Genomic DNA, 22154 nt, shown 5'->3' with positions numbered 1-22154 from the left:
CGGTGACAATGGTGCACGTTATGCTTTCGTTCTTGGAGGGAAGCTTAGGGGAGCCGCTTTGGGGGGAGAGCTTTGCGCGGGGATTTTCTTAGCCGATATGGAAAGGGGGGGTATGAAGAAAAGAGCCTATATATGAGGAATTGTGGGCGCTTGTGTGGGGGAAGTTGCCGGCTGGTTCATTAGGGGGATAAGGCAATGGTGGGACAGGTCGTCATTCAGTGACTTGGAGTGATACGGAAAGCATGCTGGAGAACAAAAATGAAGGCTTAGGGGGAAGAAAAGCAGCAGTACAGACAGGTTCCAACCTATAAAAAGGCAAGTTCAAGGGGAAAAGAGCCGGTTTTTGTGTTTTTTTAGGGCACAATATTGAAGGATGTTGTTGTCTTTAGTCCGTGTGAGGGAAACAGCTTAAAAAAAGGTGAATGCTTTAAAGAGGATATATTACAAAACACCTTAAAGATGAAGGGGAAAAATACTATGCCAATCATTATCGATTGTATTCAAGGAACAGAAGAATGGCAGAAAGTGCGTAATGGTTTGATTACGGCTTCTTTGTTTGAGATGGTTATGGCGCAAAAAAAACAGGGGCAAAAAACGTCACGCTATCAGAGTGTGATGATGAAATTGGCGGGAGAAAGAATTACAGGAAAAACTGTTGATGAAGGAACAACGCTTTCTCAGCGACGCGGGACTGAATTAGAACCAATCGCACGACAGCTTTATGGAAAACTTACACATACAGAACCTGAATGTATTGGCTTTGTTTTGGCAGATGATCGCGGACAAGGATTTTCCCCCGATGCTTTTGTGGGAAAAAATGGCTTATTAGAAATTAAAACAAAAAAACCTGAAATTTTAATCCCTCATTTCATGCAAAAGAGCTTTCCAGCAGAACATAAAGCACAATGTCAAGGGGGATTATGGATTTCTCAACGCGAATGGGTGGATTTAATGCTCTATTGGCCGGATATGCCCGCTTTGATTAAACGGGCTTATCGTGATGAAGCGTATATTTGCAAACTTGAAAATGAAATTAACCGTTTTAATGAGGCGTTGGAGAAGATGGTACAGCAAATTAAATCTGTTGGGACAGGTTTTCATATAAGAACAGAAATTGCTTTGAAGGAGGGGAAAGAAAGGGTGCTTGGAATGAAGACAAGGCGTATGCTGGAGGGGAAAACGAGAATGAGACGGGGTGGGAAGGGATCTTGTGTAGCGTTGAGGAGAGGCAAAGTTCTATAAAAAGGAAAGAGCAGAGGGGGAAAAGAGTTGGTTTTTATGTTGGAGGAGGGTGCCAAACAGGGGAAGCAGGGAGCATAGCGAACTTAGGGGACAGGAATGTGAAAGCATGGTCGGAAATGGGGGAAAGGGTGCTTGGAATGAAGACAAGACGTATGCTGGAGGGGAAAACGAGAATGAGACGGGGGTGGGAAGGGATCTTGTGTAGCGTTGAGGAGAGGCAAGCTTAGTCATAAGGCAAGAAGTAAGCGGAAAAGCAGGTGGGTGTTGAAGGGAGAGAGACTTCGCGTGACAGCTATTGCTTGGGAAAATGGAAGAAGGTGTTTCAGAGGGGCAGTCAAGTGAAAAATAAGAGAGATAAGGAAGTACTTTGGGGGAAGATGTTAGGGAAGTGAGATAGGGGATGTGGGGTGCGGTTCTGGCCGCTTTTGTGTTGTGCCGTGTTTGGGGGCGCGATGAAAGGTCCCATGATGGCTAAGTTGCCGGACAAGTGCTTTTTTATTGGAGAGGAAATGGTTCTTGTGGTGCTTTTGTTTTTTGGGAAAGAGTCGTTTGAGGGGCGTTTTTTAGCCAATATGGGGAAAAGGATGTAGGGACATGAGAAAAAGCCTGTGTGGAGTCAAGTAGGCTCGTTGGGGAAAGGTTGGGGGGCAGGTTGTGGAAGAAAATAGAAGGGTAGGGAAAACGGGAGAATAGGGAAAGAACGGATAGAGATATTATAATCTTTATGTTTTTCTACACTACCTTGTTATAGAAAATCAAAAATGACCACATTTTGTGAATTCACTGTGGGGCTGATCTTAAAGCTCTTCAAAAGCACTGATCAATAGATACTTCTCCATATAAATTTGATAAATGATATTAGTATGAGCCCGAAGATAAATGCACCAATCTTTACCAAATATCCTTTTATGCTTATGAGAATTAATAACCCTATACTTATTTATTCAGAATATCTTCCATGTAAAATAAAATTATAAAATACATTACAGGTATTATTCCACAAATAATGAAAATTACATACGCGATACTATCAATTACACGCTTGGTATTATCTTGTCGTCTGTTCTCTTGGTTTCTACTAATTTCAGAAGCCTTGTGATTATCTTTAAAAGTTTTATGATAGAACTGATTGTAAGCAGCTCTCTTTTGAGGATCTTTAAGAACTTCATAGGCTTCACAAATTTTTCTGAATTTTTGTTCTGCTTCGGTACTAGAATTATGATCAGGGTGGTATTGCAGAGCTAATTTACGAAAAGCAGATTTTATCTGTTTATCGTTGCATTCGTAGCTTACACCAAGAATTCCATAATAATCGTCTTCATTGACTATCATTAAATACAGCCACTTTGTGTATTGCTCTTATTTTACAAGATCATTTAATTGATCTCTTTTGAATGTATCAACATGTGTTATTTTTATGTTAGAAATATGGTTAAAATCGTATTGAATGGCATGGCTGTACTTGGGGCTATTGTCTCTAAATGAGAGGAGATACAGTTCAAAACGCTTAAAAATGCAGGGTGTTTTTAATATTTTAGAAATATTTTTTTACAAAAATAGATTAAAAGAGAGACGATAAATCAAATGTAAAAGGGACGGCAATAATAGCCAAGGTTGTCATTATTGTAAATAAACAGGCAGGAACCTTAAATCTAAAACGCCAAAGTAAACTTATGGGAACAGACATTATCGTTGTTATTACGAGTGCTACGATAAACCATTGCAGGAATAAGTTCATTATATTAATTTCATTATTAAAACGATTTTGTTTTAGTTCTTCCTCTGAAACACAATCGATAATAGAAACGCCATAATAAACAGGAAATTTTCCACTTGGACAAGCGCTAACAGAAAATTGTTCAAGCTCTAACCATTCTCTTTCGCGTTCTTTTTCTAATAGCTTCTTTTTTATTTTCTGTCTTATATATTCTTTTGAAATACAATTGATCGGAGAAGTACTTCCAACAAAAAGACCATCTGTTGTACATCCACTCGTTGTATGATGCGTAAATAAAACAGTGCTTATTGCTATAGCAAATAAAGTGTTTAAACAGAGGGTATTTATTGGCTTTTGTTTCTAACAAGCTTTTATAAGTCATTTCTGTTAAATAAATCAATATGTGTTATTTTTGTGTTGAAAATATATGTAAAAACGTATTTAATAAAAATGGTTATAATAATCATAATGTGTCTAAATAAAGGTGTGGTACTGGCTAAAACCCCGCATATGTGGGGTTTTAGCTTATTGGAGGAGGTATGACAGCAGAAAATATAAGGGGATCTGTAGCCAAAATGGTTGTCCTAGGGTGGGGGGAGTAGGCAATATCCAAAATACTCCAAATGAAATATACTTGTTGTTGTACATTCACGCACTTGTTTTAATAAAGATATCTCGCTCTAAGCTCATTTCACACCCATTTCATGCCGGCGTTCGTAAATTTCATACTGGCGCCTGTGAATAATATCGTGAGGGGTATAACGGTCAAGCCCCGTAGATTATAAAGTCCGTAGATTATACCCCCAGAGATTATAAACATTGCGCACCCTATCTTACTTTATGAAAAAGTAAGTTGGTACTATTTGGGGCCCGTTGCCAAAATTGCGGCATGGGCTGTAGCTCTTGAGACGATTCATAATCTCGTTTACTGGGAGGCTTCTTACGAAGAGATATGCTTTTCTTGGAAAGTTTCTCGCCATACGGATCTTTCTGCTTGTGAACTGTAAGCGAAGAGGGGTGATTGATTTCAATAGAATAGAGGGGGAGAACTTTTCGCTTTTGGGGCTCTTATGCAAGAGGAATAACGCTATCTGTATAAATTAAAGTATTCGTATAAAAAAGATGCGTGTTGAAAGAGGGATGGCTTAGAGCACGTGGAAAATCATAGTGTATAAAATTGGCAATGAGGGATCTTCTTTGAAACGGCGGGCTATCAATTTTCTGGTATATGGGATGCCTAGTATATGGGGATGTCTGTTATATGAGATGTTTGCCATATGGGAGAGTGGGGTGGCTTAGTGAAAGCTTTATTGAGAGGGACTTTATCACTGTTTGGTTTTTGCTTTTGGTAAGGGGTGGGGAGAATGGGGAAGGAATTGAGTTGAGAGGAGGTTCTGGAAATGGCTCTGTTAGATCTGTTGTAAATGACGAATAAGATCGATGAAGCTTATTCTAATTTTTAGAGGGAATGCTTGTGTTGCTTGAGGTGGATAGAGAGGTTAGAAAGATAAGATTATTCGTTTTTCGGCGGATAAAGGTATCAATGGGATATGTTCAAACAATGAGTTTATAATAATTCATTATTGAGATTCAATTTGAATTTCAATGAGAGCCCGAAATAGTGTGAGATGTTTTTAGTTTTCTTATTCAAACGCTCTTATATTGAATCAAGTAAAATCGTTTGTTTGCATATTACAAACAGGGTGAGCTTGTGGGGAAAAATATTCAAGAAATAAAATATTGAAAAAATAAAAATGCTTATATCGCACTCAAGCGCCAAGAGCTGTTGCAACAGTGAGGCTTGGTAAAGAGAAGGATAGGGGGACAATCTTACAGAAATGAAAGAGGGGGGAGGCAAGGGGTGGGGGATATTCTTTGGGGGGCGGTCAATTTCAAAAGCCGTTCGTAAGGCATTTTAGAGATTAAGTGTGTCATTGAGGCTCTTGATTTTGAAGCCATTGATTTTGAAGCTACTGATTTTGAGGCTATTGAAACGCATGGTTTAAAGGATGGAGGACTTGATGAAGCCGATGAAGGTTGGGGGAAAAGATTTAGGCTTATAGGGAAGACTTATAAGGGCAAGAAGAGAGAGGCAAAAGAAGAATAAAATGGTGCTGCGAGAGAGGATTGAACTCTCGACCTCTCCCTTACCAAGGGAGTGCTCTACCACTGAGCTACCGCAGCCCTTTTCAATCTTTGCGCTGTCTTGTGCCATATTGTCAGAAAATAGGCAAGAGAACATTTGTATATTCTTGCAAGAAAACGTATCTTATGTCATGACGTATGTTTCTTATATGCTTAAATATTTAAGGTTATGAGTTGCTTGGATAGAAGCTCAACACTGTTTAAAAGGTTGCGCAATGACACAAATGCATCAAAAACAAAAACAAAATGAAATTAATCATCAAGATGAAAAAGCAAAACGACGTCAAGAAAGATTGGCACAACAATTGCGTCAAAACCTGAAACGTCGAAAAGAGCAAAGCCGAAAAAGAGCACAACCAGAGCTCTAAAATGCAAAAAGCTCTAAAATGCAAAAAAATATTTTTTAGTAAATTTTTGCAACCAAACTTCTCAATAATTTGTTCTCATAGTTAGAATGCGTTCTAAAACGATTAATAAAGCATAACTTCCCGAAGGGGGACAATCCTTTGGAAGGGCAGGCACAAAGGAAAAGAGGGAAAACACGATGGATTCTATTCAAATTGTTGGGGGAGAAAAACTTCAAGGAACAATTCCTATTTCTGGGGCAAAAAATGCTGCATTACCTCTTATGATTGCGGCGCTTTTAACAGAAGAAACGCTCACTTTAGAAAATATTCCGCATCTGGCCGATGTTGAATTGCTTATTCGTATTCTCAATAATCATGGTGTTGGTTATGCCGTTGATGGACAAGAGTTTAACGATGAATGTGTGAATTCAAGAACAATTCATTTTACGGCGCAAAAAATAGCCACAACACGGGCACCATACGAACTGGTGAAAAAAATGCGTGCAAGCTTTTGGGTTATCGGACCTCTGCTTGCACGATGCGCAGAGGCTTATGTTTCGCTTCCTGGAGGATGCGCTATTGGAACAAGGCCTGTCGATTTTATCCTTGAGGGACTTAAAACTTTAGGCGCACAGATTACTATCGAAAATGGATATGTTCATGCAAAAGCGCTAAAGGGGTTAAAAGGTGCTCACTATCGTTTCCCTAAAGTCACTGTTGGTGGAACCCATGTGCTGCTGATGGCGGCGACAATGGCAAAGGGAACAACCACTCTTGAGAATGCGGCTTGTGAGCCAGAAGTGACAAACCTTATTCGAACCCTGAATGCTATGGGGGCTCAAATAACCGGTGAAGGAACAACAACGCTTACAATTGAAGGGGTTAAAAAACTCAACGGTGCTAGAGTACGCGTTATTGCTGATCGAATCGAAGCGGGAACATATGCAATGGCTGTTGCTATGACGGGAGGAGATGTCTTTCTTAAAAATGCAAATCCTAATCATCTCACAAAAGTGCTTAAGGTGCTCCAAAAAACAGGACTTGAGATTCAAATAGAACCTCAAGGAATTCATATTAAGCGAAATCCAAAGAACACCAAAATTATGCCCGTTGATATTAAAACAGGACCTTATCCTGCTTTTCCAACCGATCTCCAAGCGCAATTCATGGCGCTCATGACACGGGCTGAAGGAATCGCGCATATTACAGAGACGGTTTTCGAAAATCGTTTTATGCATGTTCAAGAACTCAATCGCTTAGGGGCAAAGATAAAGCTTGATGGGCAGACGGCAACTGTCTATGGAACAGAGAATTTGCAAGGGGCTCCTGTCATGGCGACGGATTTGCGTGCTTCTGTTTCTCTTGTGATTGCAGCATTGGCAGCAAAGGGGGAAACAATCGTCAATCGTGTTTATCATCTTGATCGTGGATTTGAGAGATTAGAAGAAAAATTAGTCCGTTGTGGTGCAAAAATCCAACGTATCACAGTGTAAAGCTTTCAAAGATATGCTCCAAAGAATGGCTTTGAGAGGTTGCTTGGGGGGTGGCTGTTGTGTGGGGGCATGCTTTCATGACACGGGGTTGAGGGAAGCGCGCGAAATTACAGAGACGAGATTTTCGAAAATCGTTTTATGCATGTTCAATAACTCAATTGCTTGAGGGCGCAAATAAAGCTTGATGGGCGAGAGGGCAACCGTCTCGTGGAACAGAGAACTTGAAAAGGGCTCCTGTTAAGCGCACGGATTTGCGCGCGCTTGTTGTTTCTCTTGTGATTACAGCCCTCTTATCTTGTTACATTGGCAGCAAAGGGGAAAACAATCGTCAATCGTGTTTATCATCTTGATCGTGGATTTGAGAGATTAGAAGAAAAATTAGTCCGTTTTGGTGCAAAAATCCAACGATTAACCGTGTAAATCCCTTTGAGGTGTTCTTTAATCTCTCTCTCTTCGGAGGGCTTAATCTCAAGAAACAAGGTTTGTTAATCTCCTCAATGAACGTGGGGTTTATCTCATAGTTTTGGAGTTTTTACGAGCGGGCATAAAAGTTTGAGAGGCGGGGGTGGAGCTCATAAAATAAAGACTGTTTTAAATTTTATTGCTAATTTCCTGAAATTACTTTATACCTTAAAGGGTGACTTTGGTCGTTTACGCAGCGATCAGTAGGGTCTGAAAGCCCTAAAGTTCAGTACATAAGATTAGCCTACTTTTGTGGGTGTCCCGGGATTCCGGGAGTTTTTGCCATGTCCAGGTGCTCTCTAGCACTAAAAGCAAAAAAAGCTGACTGAACTCAGTACTTTCAGACTCCCGGAATACCAATGCGAGGGCGCTCGCAACCGGCAGGGGAGCTTGAAGTGAAAGCTAAAAATCCACACTTTAACGATATTTCGATTGGCAGAAAAATTCGCTTTAAAAGAATAATGATCGGAATGTCGCAAAAGAAATTAGGCAGCCAGTTAGGTGTGACTTTTCAACAAATCCAAAAATACGAAAAAGGCTCTAATCGTATAGGCGCGGGGCGTTTACAAGAAATTGCTGATATTCTCAATGTTCCCATTTCCTTTTTTTACTCCGGTCTCTCAACAAAAGAAGACGTCTTGTATTGCTGTGATGAAAGGATCGCAAGTAAAGAAGAGCACATCCTTTTGAAAAGTTTTAGAGAGCTCAAACCTCAAAAACAGAAAGCATTTTTGTGTTTGATTGTCTCATGAGATAAAAACATTGTTTTAATTTTTATTGCTAATTTCCTGAAATTACTTTATACCTTAAAGGGTAACTTTGGTCGTCTACGCAGCGACCAAGAGGGATTCAAAAACCCCTAAAATCCGAGCGTAAAAATGAACCTACTCTTGTAGGTGTCCCGGGATTCCGGGAGTTTTTGCTATGTCCAGGTGCGATGAGCACTAAAAGCAAAAAAGCTGACTCGGATTCAGTGTTTTTGACTCCCGGAATACCAATGCGAGGGCGCTCGCAACCGGCAGGGGAGCTTGAAGTGAAAGCTAAAAATCCACACTTTAATGACATTTCGATTGGCAGAAAAATTCGCTTTAAAAGAATAATGATCGGAATGTCGCAAAAGAAATTAGGCAGTCAGTTAGGTGTGACTTTTCAACAAATCCAAAAATATGAAAAAGGCTCTAATCGTATAGGGGCGGGGCGTTTACAAGAAATTGCTGATATTCTCAATGTTCCCATTTCTTTTTTCTATATGGATCTCTCGACAAAAGAAAATGCCTTGTATTGCTGTGATGAAGGGATCGCAAGTAAAGAAGAGCACATCCTTTTGAAAAGTTTTAGAGAGCTCAAACCTCAAAAACAGAAAGCAATTTTGTGTTTGATTGTCTCATGAGATAAAAACACTGTTTTAAATTTTATTGCTAATTTCCTGAAATTACTTTATTGGTAAGAGAATGTTTTGGTCGTCTACGCAGCGATCAACAGGGAATGAAAGACCCGAAACTTGAGACACGTATTTATCCAGCTTTATGGATATCCCGGATTTCCGGGAGCTTTTGTTATGTCCAGGTGCTCTCTAGCACTAAAAGCAAAAGGCTGAGTCAAGTTTCAGCTCTTTCAACTCCCGGAATACCAATGCGAGGGCGCTCGCAACCGGCAGGGGAGCTTGAAGTGAAAGCTAAAAATCCACACTTTAACGATATTTCGATAGGCAGAAAAATTCGCTTTAAAAGAACAATGATCGGGATGTCGCAAAAGAAATTAGGTAGCCAGTTAGGTGTGACTTTTCAACAAATCCAAAAATATGAAAAAGGCTCTAATCGTATAGGAGCTGGGCGTTTACAAGAAATTGCCGATATTCTTAATGTTCCCATTTCTTTTTTCTATACGGATCTCTCGACAAAAGAAAATGCCTTGTATTGCTGTGATGAAGGGATCGCAAGTAAAGAAGAGCACATTCTTTTGAAAAGTTTTAGAGAGCTCAAACCTCAAAAACAGAAGGCAATTTTGTGTTTGATTGTCTCATGAGATAAAAACACTGTTTTAAATTTTATTGCTGGTCTCCAGAAATTATTTTATGAACAAGCACCAAGGTTCTCGTCGTACAGTGTGGTTGAATGGTGGAACCCAAAGCCTGAAAATCCAAGATGAGACATTAGCCTGCTTTATAAGTATTGCGAGATTCCGGGAGTTTTTGCCATGTCCAGGTGCTCTCTAGCACTAAAAGCAAAAAAGCTGACTGAACTCAGTGTTTTTGACTCCCGGAATACGCATAAGAGGCGCTCGCAACCGGTAGGGGAGCTTGAAGTGCAAACTAAAAATCCACACTTTAACGATATTTCGATAGGCAGAAAAATTCGCTTTAAAAGAACAATGCTGGGAGTGTCGCAAAAGAAATTAGGCAGCCAGTTAGGGGTGACTTTTCAACAAATCCAAAAATATGAAAAAGGCTCTAATCGTATAGGAGCTGGGCGTTTACAGGAAATTGCCGACATTCTTAATGTTCCCATTTCCTTTTTTTACGCTGATCTCTCGACAAAAGAAAACGTCTTGTATTGCTGTGATGAAAGGATCGCAAGCAAAGAAGAGCACATTCTTTTGAAAAGTTTTAGAGAGCTCAAACTTAAAAAGCAGAAAGCAATTTTAAGATTAAATTTTCGTTAGAATTAAAAAAAGATTAAAGAGGCTCTTGCTAAATAATAAATTATTATATAAAGCTCTTTTTAGAGAAGGGGGTTAACATTTCTCCTCCCCCCCCCGCAGAAATGTCGAAATAAAACCTCCTTCTCATCGTTTAAAAAATCACGAAAAATTTTATCCTTTATTTTTTTAAAAAGAGTGACTTGTTTGTGCTAGAAAAGTTGCTGTATTAGGTAAATTGGAGGGCGGGGTGTTTTTAGTAGGGATTTGGGAAGGGCTGGAAAAGTCGTCTTGCCAAATAGAGTTCTCAAAAGGAAATCTTGGAAAGAAACTATCAAAGGGGTGGCTTAAAAGAAGCTACCAAAAACCCGGAACTTCAGGCTTTAAATGAGGACCAATCCGTACCGCCGAGACCTTTTCTGCTAAACCGGTGCGATCTGAAATCTCAACCGCTAAACCACAAAGGGTGGCGGGACCACGCGCCGGTTCAAAACGATCTTGCTTCGTCTTATAAAGAAAACGGTGTAAGGGTTCTTCTTTATCCATTCCAAGAGATGAGTTATAATCTCCACACATGCCTGCATCTGTTAAATAGGCGCTCCCACCTTCTAAGATTTGCGCGTCAGCCGTGGGAATATGCGTATGGGTGCCAACGATAACACTCACACGACCGTCAAGAAAATGGCCAAAACATTGCTTCTCGCTTGTCGTTTCTGCGTGAAAGTCAAAAATAATCGTATCGGCTTGCTCCATCAACGAACAGGCAAGCAGAATATTTTCCGCTGTTTCAAATGGATCTTCTACTTTACACGGCATAAAAACGTTGCCCAACAGATTGGCGACAAGAACACGGGCGCCATTTTTTGCCGTAAAAACACCAGAACCTTTTCCAGGAGTTTCTTTCGAAAAATTGGCAGGGCGTAAAAAACGATCACTCTCATGGGCATATTGCAATGCTTCTTTGTGAGAAAAAGCATGATTACCTGTGGTGACAACATCAACACCGGTTATCAAAAGATCTTGATACGTTTCTTGTGTGAGACCAAAACCACCAGAGGCATTTTCACCATTTACCACAACAAAATCAAGCTGCCATTTCTCAATCAGTTGAGGAAGGTGTTCAAAAACAGCTTTACAGCCTGTGCTACCAACAATGTCACCTAAAAATAAAAAACGCATAGGCGCTTTAATCACATTTTAACATTTTAAGAAACCTTTTTCTGTAAAAATTCCTTGTACCTGTAGATCATGTTCTGCTGCGGGAATAGAGGAAACCTCCTGACATGAAAATCCTATGCCCCATAATGTCATTTGATGCCCTTGTTTTTCAAGAGCTGCAACAGCACGGTCATAGTATCCTCCTCCATAGCCAAGACGGTGACATTGACGATCAAACGCAGAAAGCGGAACAATAATATTATTGGGGGCAACAACGCCATTGTCTGCACCCGGACCAAAGGTGCCAAAACGCATGGGCTCTAAAATCGTGCTGGGCGAAAATGCACGGAAAATCATGGTGGTGGAATCAAGAACTGCTGGTAAGGCTAAATGCCCACCGCGTAACGCTACAGCATCCAGTAAAGGACGCGGGTCAATTTCCGATTTAATGGGCCAATAGCCTGCTAAAATGAGGCGTGAAAAATCGGTTCCCTTCTTTTCAAGGTATTCAATAAAGTGGCAACAAGCACGCTGTGAAAAGAGTGCACGCTCTTCTGTTAAAAGAGCATCACGACGCGATAAACCGCTTTTGCGTTGCTGTGTGCGAAGGGATGAAGCAGATTCATAGAGGGGATTATTTGTCATTGTCTCGTCAATTATTTTATAAGATGCTGGTATTTTATCCATTGTTGGCGTTTTGTAAATCTCTGTTAGGACAAGAGCTGTGCTCATGAAAAAAAAGCATGAAAAAAGTGTGTGCTCTTTAGGGGGTATCTTGGTGCAACAAGCCGCTTTTGCGCTGCTTGCGTGCGAAGGGATGAAGCAGATTCACAGAGGGGATTATTTGTAAGTGCTGTCTGTTCTACAAAATAAAGCCTATCGTAATTTTTATTTCTTGAAAAGAGTATCGTCATTGGTCTTATGTAAAAAGACGCTCTCAATTTTAGCTGGAAAAATTTGATGTAAAAAAGGGTGATCCACAACAGCCGATGGAAAAAGCTAATCCCGGGAACCTATACAAATAGGTGGGCGCCATATGAAAAAGCCCACGGGCTTGATCAGGGACAGCTCCCTTGGAGATCATTAAGGTCTCAGGAATACGTTATTTCCTGTCGAGAAGCGCAGAACACCCTCCTTAATATAAAACAATTTCAGAGCTTCTGCTAGAGATAAAATAACCTCGCTCTCTTCTTTTTCAAAAAGTATTTCAGGAGAGTTTTTATAACCTTGCTGGTGGCTGCTCGAAATGGCTGTATGATGGATGGCTTATTCAAAGTAAAAAAGCAAAAAATATGAGTGGGGGTGGGTGTTTGAGTGACGCAGAACGATTTATTGGCAATGGCTTGATTGGCTCTTTTGGGACAATGCTTGATTTTTATGTTTCGCGGGAATACTTGGAGGAGGTTTGAAGGGAAATATTTCTTATTCAAGGATGTTGGTTGAATTGGTGTTGCGTCTTTGAAGTTTTTGCTTTGTGAATCCATATTTCAGGGCTGTTTTATCAACTTTGAGGGGTGAAGGAGAGCCGATACGGTATGTGCTGCTATGGTTGAAGCTTAAAAATAAAAAACAGATGATGATAGTTTATCAGAGGCGCTAAGCGATGTTTTAAGCTTTTTTCAAAAAGTATTTTTTGAGGATCGTGTTTACAAATTTTTTTTATCCATGATGGAAGGTGTGAAAAGAAGAAACGGCGTGAAGAGGACTCCGGCGTGGAAGCGTTTGCTTGCTATGAGAAGAAATTCTGTAGGGAGTATATTGGCAGTGTTTGGAAGATGCCTTCAATACAAAAAAGTCAAAATTCAAAAAAAGTACTGTGAATTGTGTGGGGGGTGATGGTGTGGTTATAAGCAGGGGCAGTTTATTGAGTGGAATGTGAAGCCGGCTTGTGTCTTATCTAGGTTTGAAAGGATGCCGTAAAGCGTCTCGTTTTTGAATGGTTTCAAAGAGCTTGTGGTGATTGTTCGTCTAATAGAGCTTGCACGCGCTTTTGAATCCTGCGCATTTGTGGATAATAATCCAATGCTGTTTCATAAGCTTTAAGAGCAAGTTTTGGACGCTCCGTTGCTTCCATGACAACGCCAAGTTCAAAAAAAGCACTATAATTGCGCGGCTCAAGTTCAAGAGCATGGTTGAGATCAAGCAGGGCAAGTTTGAAATCGTTCAGTTGAATGTGAATCCAAGCGCGTCTTATCCAAGCTTCAGCATGAGTAGGTAAAAGTGCAAGAGCATTATCAATATAATCAAGCGCAAGTCCATAATCGTCGCTGTTGAGTGCATTTTCAGCCCATGACATCAAAAGATCAATCGTCTCGCTCCCCGATTGGGACCATAAATGTTGAAGCTGTTGACTGATCTTTTTCGCTTTAGCAACATCAGCACAATATTTCAATTCTTTGAGTAAACGTGAAATTTCTGCTTCTTTGCGCTGCTTAACTCTGTCAACATGGGAAAGCTGCTCTTTGTCAAGATCTTCAAGAATAACCGCCGAAGAATCAGAATCGGAGGGCGTTGAGGAGGAGGGAGGAGAATTGGGAATAAGATCATCTAACGGTAAAAGCGATTGTGGAGAAGGCCGATCTTCAGGAAGAGAAGAAGGATTTTGCCCATAGCTCGAGGGAACAAAACAAAAAACGCCAACAAAAGAAAGAAAAAACGCGCGCTGGAAAATACAGAAAAAACGCAGCTGAAAAAATCGAAAGGCTTTTAAAAAAATAGAAGAATCCATAAAAACAAGCCCCCAAAAGATAAATCACCAAATATTATCAAATACTAGACTTGTAATCAACGGACTTATAACAAAAAAACGCAAGAAAAAATTTTTAAGCCTACAATTAAAGTAGGCATAAAAACATTGACCCTAAAGAAATTAGCCCTGACGTGCTCTAAAACGTGGGTTCGTTTTATTAAGAATATAAACACGACCCTTACGACGCACCAAACGATTGTTACGGTGGCGCTCTTTTAGTGCTTTAAGCGAATTTTTAATTTTCATCATATTCACCGTTTAAATAGTTTACGTAACACAATACTATAATACAATATTAAAATACGAAAATACAATACCACAACCCCAATAGACTGCTCACTTTAATGAGCATTGCATTGCGATATCGTACTTGCATCATAACATCACACGATACACTTTTTCACTGTGATCACAAAAAGAAAAGCGTACTCTTAAGGTACGCACTAACCACTTCATTAGCACAACGATAAGTGAAAATTGCAAAAAAGTAGGAGAGATCTAACAAGAAGTCTTATTCTTGTCAAGGGTATATCCCTTACAAATTCCTATAGTGTGTGTTAATGGTTGCCTTGGAGGTAAAAATTTTCTCGTAAAAAGAAGGACACAAAAAAGCACAAAGAGTGAAAAAAAGTAAAAGCTTCCTATTTGTGAGAAAATAATCCTGTTTTTTCGTAAAATATCATCGTTTAGTAAGGCTCATGTAAAATTTATAACATGAGGTGTTTTTTGTTCGTGTATGAGGATATTCTTAAGGCTTATTCTTAAAACCTAAAAAATAAACCGCATGATGATGAATTGATAAGGATAAATTTCTATTGTTCAGAGAAAACATAGTAAAATAAGAGTTTCGCATAGTCTTAAGGTTTTCTCATTGCAAATCTGTGTATCTTTAAGCATAGCATTCGCTGCTTGCATATCACAAGCGGGATTGATTTATGGTAAAGATACTTGAAGATAAGGAATAAAACGGTCTTTTATGAATGCTTTCAAATGCTAAGAGTGTTGTAACATTGGAGACTGGCAAAGCGGTATGATGAGGTTGGCGTTTACGCTTCATAAGTTTAAAGAGGGTGGTGCACTATGAATGTTTAAGTTATTATCGAGAGTTTTTATGCTCTATGACCGGGGCTGCTGTTGTGAAGTGGTGGGGCAATGTGCATTGGCCAAATGTTTCTTTAAAATAAGCGCGTGGTAAAACAAGTGCGTAAATTGGCAACACAAGTGTCTTCTGTTTGAGGCTTTTTATTTTACGTGAGGGGTGAGAGGATATTTGGTTTGGGAATGGATAAGCTTAGTGCTGTAATCATATCCTGTAATTATATCTTTGACGTGGAGATCAGGGACGGAGCGCTCTGTACTTTTAATGAGGGATTAAATCTGTGCGGTTAGAGTGAAAGATTATGCATAAATTTCTCTTTTAAGGCAATAGTTTATGATTCTTTGCAACCCAATTATTTCTACGTGGGTGGAGTGCTGGATATTGTCGAGCAGATGGGGAATTCAAATTATCCAATAAGGGAGCCAGTATACTGAGAATACACTTTGGCTCTTGAATGTGGATAGTTTGAATTCCTTTTAATATCCATGTTGCAGAAAAAATTTGACCTTCCCAAGGGTGGTCTATGATGATGTTTATTGAAAGAGTGAAAGCTTCACATTGTCTGGCGATAGACGTAATAAAAGTATGTCATAATACCAATTTATATACATTTTGCAAATGCCAAAGAGAGCTGACGTAATGATCATTGGTATCCCGATCAATAGGGGCAGTGTTTCTCTTCCTCCTGTGAGGTATATTAGACAAAGAATTCCTGTCATTAATAAAAAGCCTATCGACAGGATTTTCGTTACGAAAACAATGGGTTTACGAAAAGTTAAAAGAAAAAGGAACAACATATGTCTAAATGGACCCCCTTTACGTTTTTGGGGAGGAACAGACTGTGCCTCATTTAAAGTTTCTTCTTTATTTTCATTGTTTTCATTTTTGAGTTTGTTTGAAGAGATCCCCTCCATTATTTTCCCCTTTTGTATGGTATTTTTGCTATAAAAAGATCTAAGTTTGTGCTGAACGTTAATCACATATTAAGATAAGATACAAGCGAAATTATTTTATTATTGTTAGAAATGAAGTATTTTTTCGCACAATGAGCGTTTTAAAGGCACTGATAGTGTTAAAATGATAGTATTAAAAAGTATAGTTTAGCTTTATCAGGATAATAAAATAAACATTTATATTTATAAATTATTAGGTGCTCTTGAAAGAAGCTTGGATTGAGAAAAATTGTGGGAACTTCATGAAGCGCTGGTCTGTTGGGGGTGACGAATGTTATTGCTGAGCAGGATTAGAGAGTTACAGACAATCTCTTATGGGTGGTTAAGAATATGCGTAAACAAAGTGCGTTTACGATAAGGGGAGTTCATAAAGAATTGTGCGAGATGCAATAAAAAGATGCCATAAAATCAATGCGCATTATACGGTGGTGATGTGCCTTATAATTCATTATCTTAACAGGATTAAAAGGTGAGAAAATTGATGCACTAAAAAAGGGGAGGGTTTTGTGAGAGAAGAAAAATTGATCTGAAAAGAAGAAACTTAAGCCTTTGGGGAGAAGTTCAGGAAACCTTTTCGAGGAATGTGTTGGGGGAATTAACGAAAGGAGAAAATCTTCTATCCGTTGAAGGAAAAAGAGAGAGGAGAAAAAGAAGAAAGTTGCTATGCTGGAGGGGGGCTATCGTCTGGCTGATATTGGGACGAATTCTCGAGAGTTGTTTGGGGAGAGTAATACGTTTTACCTCTTTGCAGCGATTTTATGGAAAACAAAACGATGCTTTTGTGAAAATGCTTTTGTGAAAAAATGAACATAAGAAGAGAAGCTAGAGACAATAAAAGCGCAATCATGGGGATTGGTATCTATGGGGTGCAATAGATCAGTCTATTTCTTAAAGATTGGCATTAAAAGAAAAATGAAGGGGCTGCGTATGTTATAGGGGAATATTTATGCTGTGGAAGGTATCCGTTGAGGGGAAGTTGGGGGCTGGTGGATTGTTTTTAGCCGTGGGGGGATATTTTTGAGAAAAGGAAGGGGAGAAGAGCTAGGGGGTGGAGTTGAAGGGTTGGGAGCGCTTGTTGTGCTGCTTGGATATCGGTGTGGGGGGGAGAGGTTGTTTTTGAGGGCGGATGAGATGTTCGTGTAGGATGAAGCGGTTTGGAGGGGAAAGAGGTGATGTTTTTAAAAGAGCAGGGCTTGTAGGAGGGCGTGAAGCCCTGCTAGGGGCGAATTAAAAGGTTAGGGGCGCTTTTGAAGCCGATGGTTATCGGTGTGGGGGAGAAGTTGTTTTTACAGTTCATTGGGGGGAAAAGTGTGAAAAAGTATTTGTATATATGTGGGCTTAAGATTTGTTGGCTGGTCCCAGTAATTGGATGATGTGCCCCATTTTGCGGTTGGGGTGAACAGTGCTTTTGCCATATAAATGGATCGAGGTGCGCTCTTGCTTCAGAAAATATTTTAACGTGCTAAAATTGTTACCAAGAAGATTGGTCATTTGGCAATCGCTATGGCGATAGGGACTACCTAAGGGAAGTCCGCAAATAGCACGGATATGCTGTTCAAATTGTGAAGTTATGCATGCCTTTTGTGTCCAATGACCAGAATTATGGACACGCGGTGCTAATTCATTCACTAAAAGATGACCATTCGTTAAGACAAAAAGTTCAATACAAAGAACACCAACATAATCGAGGGCATCCATGACTGTTACACTGATTTCTTGAGCTGCTTTTTGCACGTCAAGTGGAATATGTGATGGAACAAAGGATTTATGAAGAATTCCGTTTTTATGTTGGTTTTCAGGGCAATCATAAAAAATATGTTCTCCTTGTTTTGTGCGGGCCGAGAGAACCGAAATTTCCGATAAAAAAGGAACTATTTCTTCCAAAATACAAGGCTGTTCTTGAAAAGTCCTTAAGGCTTCGTCAAGGGTTTGTTCATCTGGGTGATCAAGCTTGATCTGGTTTTTTCCGTCATAACCAAAACGACGCGTCTTTAAAAGACCACGTCCGCCTAAGGTATCAAGAGCGGAAAGAAGAGAAGAAGAATTGTCAACAGCGTGCCATAACGCGGTGCCAATCCCTTGATCACGCAAAAATTGCTTCTCAAAAAGTCGATCTTGCGTGATCTCTAATGCTTTGGAAGAAGGATAAACAGGCTTACTCTTTTCTACATATTGAACCGTTTGAAGCGAAAGATTTTCAAATTCATAGCTGACAACATCACACTGAGAAATAAAATGATCTAAAGCTGATATATCGTCATAGGAGGAAACAATATGGTTGTTTGCTGTTTGAGCGGCTGGGCAATCGGCTTCAGGGCAAAAAATAACGGTTCGAAATCCTAATTCTGCAGCCGCTATGGCGAGCATTCTTGCTAATTGTCCGCCCCCGATTAAACCAATGACGCTGCCTGGAGGTAACATGGTGAAGGGAGTGGTGTTGGACGAGGTGGTGTTGGCTAAGGTGGTGTTGGCTAAGGTAGTGTTGGACGAGGTGGTGTTGGATGAGGTGGCGTTGGAGGGGGTGGCGTTGGCTGAGGAGGTGTTGAAAAACGGTGCCATTTTAAACCTCCGTTACAGGCGTTTGGGCGACATTGGCTGTTTGTTGTTGACGCCAATCTTCTAATCGTTGGGCGAGATCATGGTCATAAACGGCCATAACGGCTGCGGCTAAAAGGGCTGCATTAATTGCGCCTGCTTTGCCAATTGCTAATGTGCCGACGGGTATCCCTGCTGGCATTTGCACGATTGAAAGCAAAGAATCTTGACCAGAAAGAGAGTGAGAATGCACTGGAACGCCAAAAACAGGAAGAGGAGTAAGGGCTGCTAACATACCTGGAAGATGCGCTGCACCCCCCGCACCGGCAATTAAAACTTTAAACCCTGCTTCTTTTGCTTCTTTGGCAAATTGATAAAGGCGTTCAGGAGTTCGGTGTGCTGAGACAATATGCGAACTATGAGAAATACCAAGATTCGTCAAAATATCTGCACTATGGCACATCGTTTGCCAATCCGATTGGCTCCCCATTAAAATCGCCACATCACATGATTTTTTCATCATTCTCTATCCTTTTCAAAGGTTCAATGCGATTCTTTATCATTATTTTTTTAAAGTTTTATATTCTTTTTGCAAAGCCAATTGATGACAGAGAAACAGTTATTTTTCAAATAAGGCGGAAAGCTAAAAATTTAAAGGGGATCTCGAGAGATGAAAAACTAAAGTATTGAAGGCATGAAGCACTTCTTGTGAGGGGGAGGGTAATGTCACGGGGTGGCGTGGGACCCATGAGGCTGTTGAGCTTGCGGTATTGTCTTTTATTTAAGATAAGAGGGAAAAATGTATTGGGGAAAAGCCATTGATTATAAGTTTTTTTAAAAAAATGTCTTATTTTTTATTTGCTAAAATAAACAAGATCACCATATGATATAAAATCTGTTGCAATTTGAAACATTGCTTATGAGAAAAAGATATTTTTATGTCAAAAATGTGTTGCAAAATGAGGATATTCTTTTGAGAAAAAAAGAGATGTATATCTCTCGATTTCAAAGCCTATTTATTTTGTTGTTCAAGTGATTCTTTTGTGAGTGGGGGATATAATCTTTATAGGGGATATAATCTTTATAATTGTCGATATATCTTTAACAATGGCTGATATAAGGGGAAGCGAATAATCAATGCTTTTGTGCTTTTAACGCTTTTGTTGAGATGTGCTTCTGAGCGATTATATCGTTTTTTCACTTAAATATAATGGCAATATCAATCGCGAGTGACGAATTGTGAATAATAAATCCATGGTCTCTTTTTTGCCCAATTTTGTAATATGGTGAACGCTGAAATAAATAAGAGTTAAACAACGGATGTAAAGGAGATTTAAAAGCTATGTTTCTTCCATTTTTAATCGCTTTAGGTACTGCAGTAACGACTATGTGTGGCAAAAAAAATATAAGTTATGCTTTGTGGGCAATTTTATTCGTTGTCATTCTTCTCACTTTCAATCATCACGCAACTTCTACTTTAAATTTATCTTTTTGAGAGAATAGCCATGGAACATGTTGAACAAAAAAATCCTCACTTCGTCATCTTTATGAATACGCTAGGACTCTTTGGGTTATCTATTGTCTTGGTGGTGGCTTTTTATTATCAATTGGTAAAGTTTGAGTTACCTTGTCCCCTTTGTTTGCTGCAGCGCGTTGGATTGATGCTGGCAGGTTGTGGGTTCTTACTCAATATTCACCATAAGGTGAAAAATACCCATTATGGTATGGTTATTCTTGGTTGTATGGTAACCAGTGCTGTGGCAGCACGGCAAGTGTTTTTGCATATCACACCCGATGATTTAGGATATGGTTCAACATTCTTTGGATTGCATTTTTATACTTGGGCTTTCATTATTTCTGTCCTTTGTATCTTTGCTGTCTCATTTGTCATGATTTTAGGCGAGTTGGCACACAAGTTCAAAGAATTTTCTCCTTTTCCAGTCTTGAGTAAAGCGGCAAGTTTCTTATTTGTGTTTTTGATTGCGGCAAATTTGATTTCTACCATACTGGAATGTGGTGGTGGGCAGTGTGCCGATGATCCTGTAAGGTATGAATTGTTATCAAATTGGTTCCCTTCACAGTCTTGAAATTTTTTAATAATCCCTCATCATAATTTTTATTGTTAAAGAGGCGGAAATATTTAAGAATCCGCTTCTTTTTTATTTATTGGGAAGACATTTTAGCAAGATTGTTCGATAATCTGATCTTTTATACCAACGCTGGCTTTTATGAGCGCTGGCGATTGATATTTTTTTAGCGAAGACTTGTACTGTGAACCTTTTATGCTGTCTTTTGAGAGAGATGAAGGGATTGATTGGCTTGGAGGCGTTTGTAGAGAAGCCCCGGACTTTTGAGCCGCGTAGGTTAAGAAGCCTCGTTTTTTAAAGGTGCATTAACGATAAAAATTTTTTGTTCTTGATTTTTCTTAACGTTGTGTTAAATTGATCTTTGTATTCATTTTGGTGCTTCTAAAGCGTTTTTATTGCTTCTAGAGGGATTAATTTAAAATTTTGAAAGTTATGTGAATAATTTTCTGCAGAGGTTTGTTTATTAGAAGCAAACCTTTTTTTTTATCTAAGTTTTAGATGTTTTCTTTCAGTGTGAAGCCTTTTTTTAGAAAAAGGTAAGCGTCTTGATGATGACTCTCTTCTTTATTAAGATATTGATTTATAATAATAAATAACCATTTTTTACCGTGAAGCGCGTTGCTGAATATAATAAAATTTCTCATCACCAGTTCTCTCATATTAAATCAATTAAAATTACTTGGCTTGTACATCATAAGTGGTGGGGCGTGCATGTGGGTCAAAACTGTACAAGAAAGGCAAGCCTTTAATGAATTATCTCTTGAACCGAAGGCTGTCTGCAACATTGGGAGCTGGCAGAGTTTTTGTGATGATGCCGGCCTTGTTCTTCCATAAGCGTAAACGTGTTTTTCCATAAGCGTAAAGATAGGGGAGGGCTGAAAGGATTTTATATACTTCATGGGGGCTTACCATTTCTTTACGGGCGGCGTTTTGCAAAATGGGTGTGATGAGCGTTGAGAGATCTTTCTTTAAAACAAGCGCGTGAATATGCAACACAAGTCTATTCCTTTTGGTGCGTTTTGTATTACGAAAAAAATTGATTTATAAGAAGGAGTTATCGTTGTGGATGTTGAACGAGAAAAACGAAAAGCTTCTCTCATTTCAAACTTTCTTATAGTCAATTAATTAAATGTGCTCTTCTACGTTACAAAAAAGCACTGGGTGTAAATAAAAATTCTTTTAAAAGTCGTAAAATGCTTCTTATGCACCCTTTTGATCGTTAGAATTTTTCGAAAAATTTTATGCTGCTCAATACAATAATAGGGCGGTTTATATCTATGATTTCAGTGAAAATAGGGGGAGTTAGATGAAAAGGGAGGCGAGATTTTAATGACAGTTGTTGAAAACGTTATTGTGTAATGCATTTTTTACAGATTTTCTGCTTTCTGTAAATATGTAAAAGCGTAAAAACGGAAATGTGCAAAAAAGGAAGCTGGGACTTTATGTGGGGTGTATGATTTTATCATGGCATGGAATGTGGAGAGAAGATTGGGGGGATGAAGAGGTGGGGGTGTTGAGGAGAGAGGGTGT

At 39.3% G+C, this 22154-nt stretch carries 21 protein-coding genes, 1 tRNA gene, 1 other RNA gene and 1 pseudogene; 13 read left to right on the top strand and 11 right to left on the bottom strand.

What is annotated here, in order from left to right:
• The first annotated feature begins 477 nt into the window (after positions 1-477).
• Both ACFIL2_RS08710 and ACFIL2_RS08705 read left to right on the top strand, forming a co-directional pair.
• Entirely contained in the window at positions 478-1242 is a 765-nt protein-coding gene (locus ACFIL2_RS08710) for a YqaJ viral recombinase family protein (RefSeq protein WP_375680317.1), read from the top strand.
• A 452-nt stretch (positions 1243-1694) separates the two neighbouring features.
• Positions 1695-1832, top strand: a complete 138-nt coding sequence (locus ACFIL2_RS08705; RefSeq protein WP_375633335.1) for a hypothetical protein — start codon at positions 1695-1697, stop codon at positions 1830-1832.
• A 508-nt stretch (positions 1833-2340) separates the two neighbouring features.
• Here ACFIL2_RS08705 and ACFIL2_RS08700 read toward each other — a convergent pair.
• Positions 2341-2574 (bottom strand): annotated as a pseudogene (locus ACFIL2_RS08700) (DnaJ domain-containing protein); the annotation flags it as partial.
• 1248 nt (positions 2575-3822) lie between these two features.
• Here ACFIL2_RS08700 and ACFIL2_RS08695 point away from each other — a divergent pair.
• Both ACFIL2_RS08695 and ACFIL2_RS08690 read left to right on the top strand, forming a co-directional pair.
• Positions 3823-3966, top strand: a complete 144-nt coding sequence (locus ACFIL2_RS08695) for a hypothetical protein (RefSeq protein ID WP_375653631.1) — start codon at positions 3823-3825, stop codon at positions 3964-3966.
• Positions 3967-4220: 254 nt separating this feature from the next.
• Positions 4221-4394, top strand: coding sequence for a hypothetical protein (locus ACFIL2_RS08690; protein ID WP_375617965.1), 174 nt, complete (start codon positions 4221-4223; stop codon positions 4392-4394).
• 674 nt (positions 4395-5068) lie between these two features.
• On the opposite strand, the gene ACFIL2_RS08685 is transcribed toward ACFIL2_RS08690, so the two are convergent.
• Positions 5069-5143 (bottom strand) — tRNA-Thr (locus tag ACFIL2_RS08685).
• A 176-nt stretch (positions 5144-5319) separates the two neighbouring features.
• Between ACFIL2_RS08685 and ACFIL2_RS08680 the strand changes: the two genes are divergently transcribed.
• The 6 genes from ACFIL2_RS08680 to ACFIL2_RS08655 all read left to right on the top strand — a co-directional run bounded on the left by ACFIL2_RS08680 (position 5320) and on the right by ACFIL2_RS08655 (position 10067).
• Positions 5320-5472 carry a hypothetical protein gene (locus tag ACFIL2_RS08680; protein ID WP_375607050.1) on the top strand — a complete coding sequence of 51 codons (153 nt, stop codon included), beginning with the start codon at positions 5320-5322 and terminating at the stop codon, positions 5470-5472.
• Between the two features lie 176 nt (positions 5473-5648).
• Positions 5649-6944 carry a UDP-N-acetylglucosamine 1-carboxyvinyltransferase gene (gene murA, locus ACFIL2_RS08675; RefSeq protein ID WP_375680316.1) on the top strand — a complete coding sequence of 432 codons (1296 nt, stop codon included), beginning with the start codon at positions 5649-5651 and terminating at the stop codon, positions 6942-6944.
• Positions 6945-7765: 821 nt separating this feature from the next.
• Positions 7766-8158 (top strand): helix-turn-helix domain-containing protein, encoded by a 393-nt coding sequence (locus ACFIL2_RS08670; RefSeq protein ID WP_375677037.1) that lies wholly within the window; start codon positions 7766-7768, stop codon positions 8156-8158.
• 185 nt (positions 8159-8343) lie between these two features.
• A complete protein-coding gene (locus ACFIL2_RS08665; protein WP_375640057.1) occupies positions 8344-8796 on the top strand; it encodes a helix-turn-helix domain-containing protein in 453 nt (150 codons plus the stop codon).
• A gap of 95 nt (positions 8797-8891) precedes the next feature.
• Positions 8892-9431: a helix-turn-helix domain-containing protein gene (locus ACFIL2_RS08660; RefSeq protein ID WP_375677038.1), complete on the top strand. Its 540-nt coding sequence runs from the start codon at positions 8892-8894 to the stop codon at positions 9429-9431.
• A gap of 171 nt (positions 9432-9602) precedes the next feature.
• Complete coding sequence (locus tag ACFIL2_RS08655) at positions 9603-10067, top strand: helix-turn-helix domain-containing protein (protein ID WP_375640056.1); 465 nt, start codon at positions 9603-9605, stop codon at positions 10065-10067.
• 333 nt (positions 10068-10400) lie between these two features.
• Here the strand turns inward: ACFIL2_RS08655 and ACFIL2_RS08650 are convergent, their stop codons facing one another.
• The 6 genes from ACFIL2_RS08650 to ACFIL2_RS08625 form a co-directional block, all read right to left on the bottom strand.
• On the bottom strand, positions 10401-11222 hold the full coding sequence (locus ACFIL2_RS08650; RefSeq protein ID WP_375680315.1) for a TIGR00282 family metallophosphoesterase: 822 nt from the start codon (positions 11220-11222) through the stop codon (positions 10401-10403).
• A gap of 18 nt (positions 11223-11240) precedes the next feature.
• Entirely contained in the window at positions 11241-11846 is a 606-nt protein-coding gene (locus ACFIL2_RS08645; RefSeq protein ID WP_375627769.1) for a 5-formyltetrahydrofolate cyclo-ligase, read from the bottom strand.
• Positions 11847-12171: 325 nt separating this feature from the next.
• A non-coding RNA gene (ssrS, locus tag ACFIL2_RS08640) (6S RNA) lies at positions 12172-12332 on the bottom strand.
• Between the two features lie 811 nt (positions 12333-13143).
• Positions 13144-13929, bottom strand: coding sequence for a tetratricopeptide repeat protein (locus ACFIL2_RS08635; RefSeq protein WP_375633330.1), 786 nt, complete (start codon positions 13927-13929; stop codon positions 13144-13146).
• Positions 13930-14070: 141 nt separating this feature from the next.
• A complete protein-coding gene (gene ykgO / locus ACFIL2_RS08630) occupies positions 14071-14196 on the bottom strand; it encodes a type B 50S ribosomal protein L36 (protein ID WP_004863016.1) in 126 nt (41 codons plus the stop codon).
• A 1386-nt stretch (positions 14197-15582) separates the two neighbouring features.
• The gene (locus ACFIL2_RS08625; RefSeq protein ID WP_375680314.1) at positions 15583-15963 is read right to left on the bottom strand and encodes a hypothetical protein; all 381 of its coding nucleotides are present in this window, start codon (positions 15961-15963) and stop codon (positions 15583-15585) included.
• A 1056-nt stretch (positions 15964-17019) separates the two neighbouring features.
• On the opposite strand from ACFIL2_RS08625, the gene ACFIL2_RS08620 reads away from it, so the two are divergent.
• On the top strand, positions 17020-17145 hold the full coding sequence (locus ACFIL2_RS08620; protein ID WP_375640053.1) for a hypothetical protein: 126 nt from the start codon (positions 17020-17022) through the stop codon (positions 17143-17145).
• A 195-nt stretch (positions 17146-17340) separates the two neighbouring features.
• Here ACFIL2_RS08620 and ACFIL2_RS08615 read toward each other — a convergent pair whose 3' ends face one another.
• Positions 17341-18561: a 5-(carboxyamino)imidazole ribonucleotide synthase gene (locus ACFIL2_RS08615; protein ID WP_375680313.1), complete on the bottom strand. Its 1221-nt coding sequence runs from the start codon at positions 18559-18561 to the stop codon at positions 17341-17343.
• Position 18562: 1 nt separating this feature from the next.
• Entirely contained in the window at positions 18563-19060 is a 498-nt protein-coding gene (gene purE / locus ACFIL2_RS08610) for a 5-(carboxyamino)imidazole ribonucleotide mutase (protein WP_375610656.1), read from the bottom strand.
• Between the two features lie 819 nt (positions 19061-19879).
• On the opposite strand from purE, the gene ACFIL2_RS08605 reads away from it, so the two are divergent.
• Positions 19880-20032: a DUF5993 family protein gene (locus ACFIL2_RS08605; RefSeq protein WP_273790835.1), complete on the top strand. Its 153-nt coding sequence runs from the start codon at positions 19880-19882 to the stop codon at positions 20030-20032.
• 10 nt (positions 20033-20042) lie between these two features.
• On the top strand, positions 20043-20624 hold the full coding sequence (locus ACFIL2_RS08600) for a disulfide bond formation protein B (protein ID WP_375613594.1): 582 nt from the start codon (positions 20043-20045) through the stop codon (positions 20622-20624).
• Positions 20625-21377: 753 nt separating this feature from the next.
• On the opposite strand, the gene ACFIL2_RS08595 is transcribed toward ACFIL2_RS08600, so the two are convergent.
• Entirely contained in the window at positions 21378-21620 is a 243-nt protein-coding gene (locus tag ACFIL2_RS08595; RefSeq protein WP_375631866.1) for a hypothetical protein, read from the bottom strand.
• Positions 21621-22154: the final 534 nt, after the last annotated feature.

Source organism: Bartonella sp. AP30XZML (genome assembly GCF_042195945.1).
In the GTDB taxonomy this organism is placed as follows: Bacteria; Pseudomonadota; Alphaproteobacteria; order Rhizobiales; family Rhizobiaceae; genus Bartonella.
Note: the sequence above shows the minus strand (reverse complement) of the source record. Positions and strands in the feature narration are given on the sequence as shown.

Bases quoted from the DNA above. Each gene is read 5' to 3' on its own strand.
- purE (WP_375610656.1), bottom strand. From the start codon at position 19,060: ATGATGAAAAAATCATGTGATGTGGCGATTTTAATGGGGAGCCAATCG.
- ACFIL2_RS08670 (WP_375677037.1), top strand. From the start codon at position 7,766: ATGCGAGGGCGCTCGCAACCGGCAGGGGAGCTTGAAGTGAAAGCTAAA.
- ACFIL2_RS08605 (WP_273790835.1), top strand. From the start codon at position 19,880: ATGTTTCTTCCATTTTTAATCGCTTTAGGTACTGCAGTAACGACTATG.
- ykgO (WP_004863016.1), bottom strand. From the start codon at position 14,196: ATGAAAATTAAAAATTCGCTTAAAGCACTAAAAGAGCGCCACCGTAAC.
- murA (WP_375680316.1), top strand. From the start codon at position 5,649: ATGGATTCTATTCAAATTGTTGGGGGAGAAAAACTTCAAGGAACAATT.
- ACFIL2_RS08650 (WP_375680315.1), bottom strand. From the start codon at position 11,222: ATGCGTTTTTTATTTTTAGGTGACATTGTTGGTAGCACAGGCTGTAAA.
- ACFIL2_RS08660 (WP_375677038.1), top strand. From the start codon at position 8,892: ATGAAAGACCCGAAACTTGAGACACGTATTTATCCAGCTTTATGGATA.
- ACFIL2_RS08710 (WP_375680317.1), top strand. From the start codon at position 478: ATGCCAATCATTATCGATTGTATTCAAGGAACAGAAGAATGGCAGAAA.
- ACFIL2_RS08705 (WP_375633335.1), top strand. From the start codon at position 1,695: ATGAAAGGTCCCATGATGGCTAAGTTGCCGGACAAGTGCTTTTTTATT.
- ACFIL2_RS08665 (WP_375640057.1), top strand. From the start codon at position 8,344: ATGAGCACTAAAAGCAAAAAAGCTGACTCGGATTCAGTGTTTTTGACT.
- ACFIL2_RS08625 (WP_375680314.1), bottom strand. From the start codon at position 15,963: ATGGAGGGGATCTCTTCAAACAAACTCAAAAATGAAAACAATGAAAAT.
- ACFIL2_RS08635 (WP_375633330.1), bottom strand. From the start codon at position 13,929: ATGGATTCTTCTATTTTTTTAAAAGCCTTTCGATTTTTTCAGCTGCGT.
- ACFIL2_RS08655 (WP_375640056.1), top strand. From the start codon at position 9,603: ATGTCCAGGTGCTCTCTAGCACTAAAAGCAAAAAAGCTGACTGAACTC.
- ACFIL2_RS08615 (WP_375680313.1), bottom strand. From the start codon at position 18,561: ATGGCACCGTTTTTCAACACCTCCTCAGCCAACGCCACCCCCTCCAAC.
- ACFIL2_RS08600 (WP_375613594.1), top strand. From the start codon at position 20,043: ATGGAACATGTTGAACAAAAAAATCCTCACTTCGTCATCTTTATGAAT.
- ACFIL2_RS08645 (WP_375627769.1), bottom strand. From the start codon at position 11,846: ATGACAAATAATCCCCTCTATGAATCTGCTTCATCCCTTCGCACACAG.
- ACFIL2_RS08690 (WP_375617965.1), top strand. From the start codon at position 4,221: ATGAGATGTTTGCCATATGGGAGAGTGGGGTGGCTTAGTGAAAGCTTT.
- ACFIL2_RS08680 (WP_375607050.1), top strand. From the start codon at position 5,320: ATGACACAAATGCATCAAAAACAAAAACAAAATGAAATTAATCATCAA.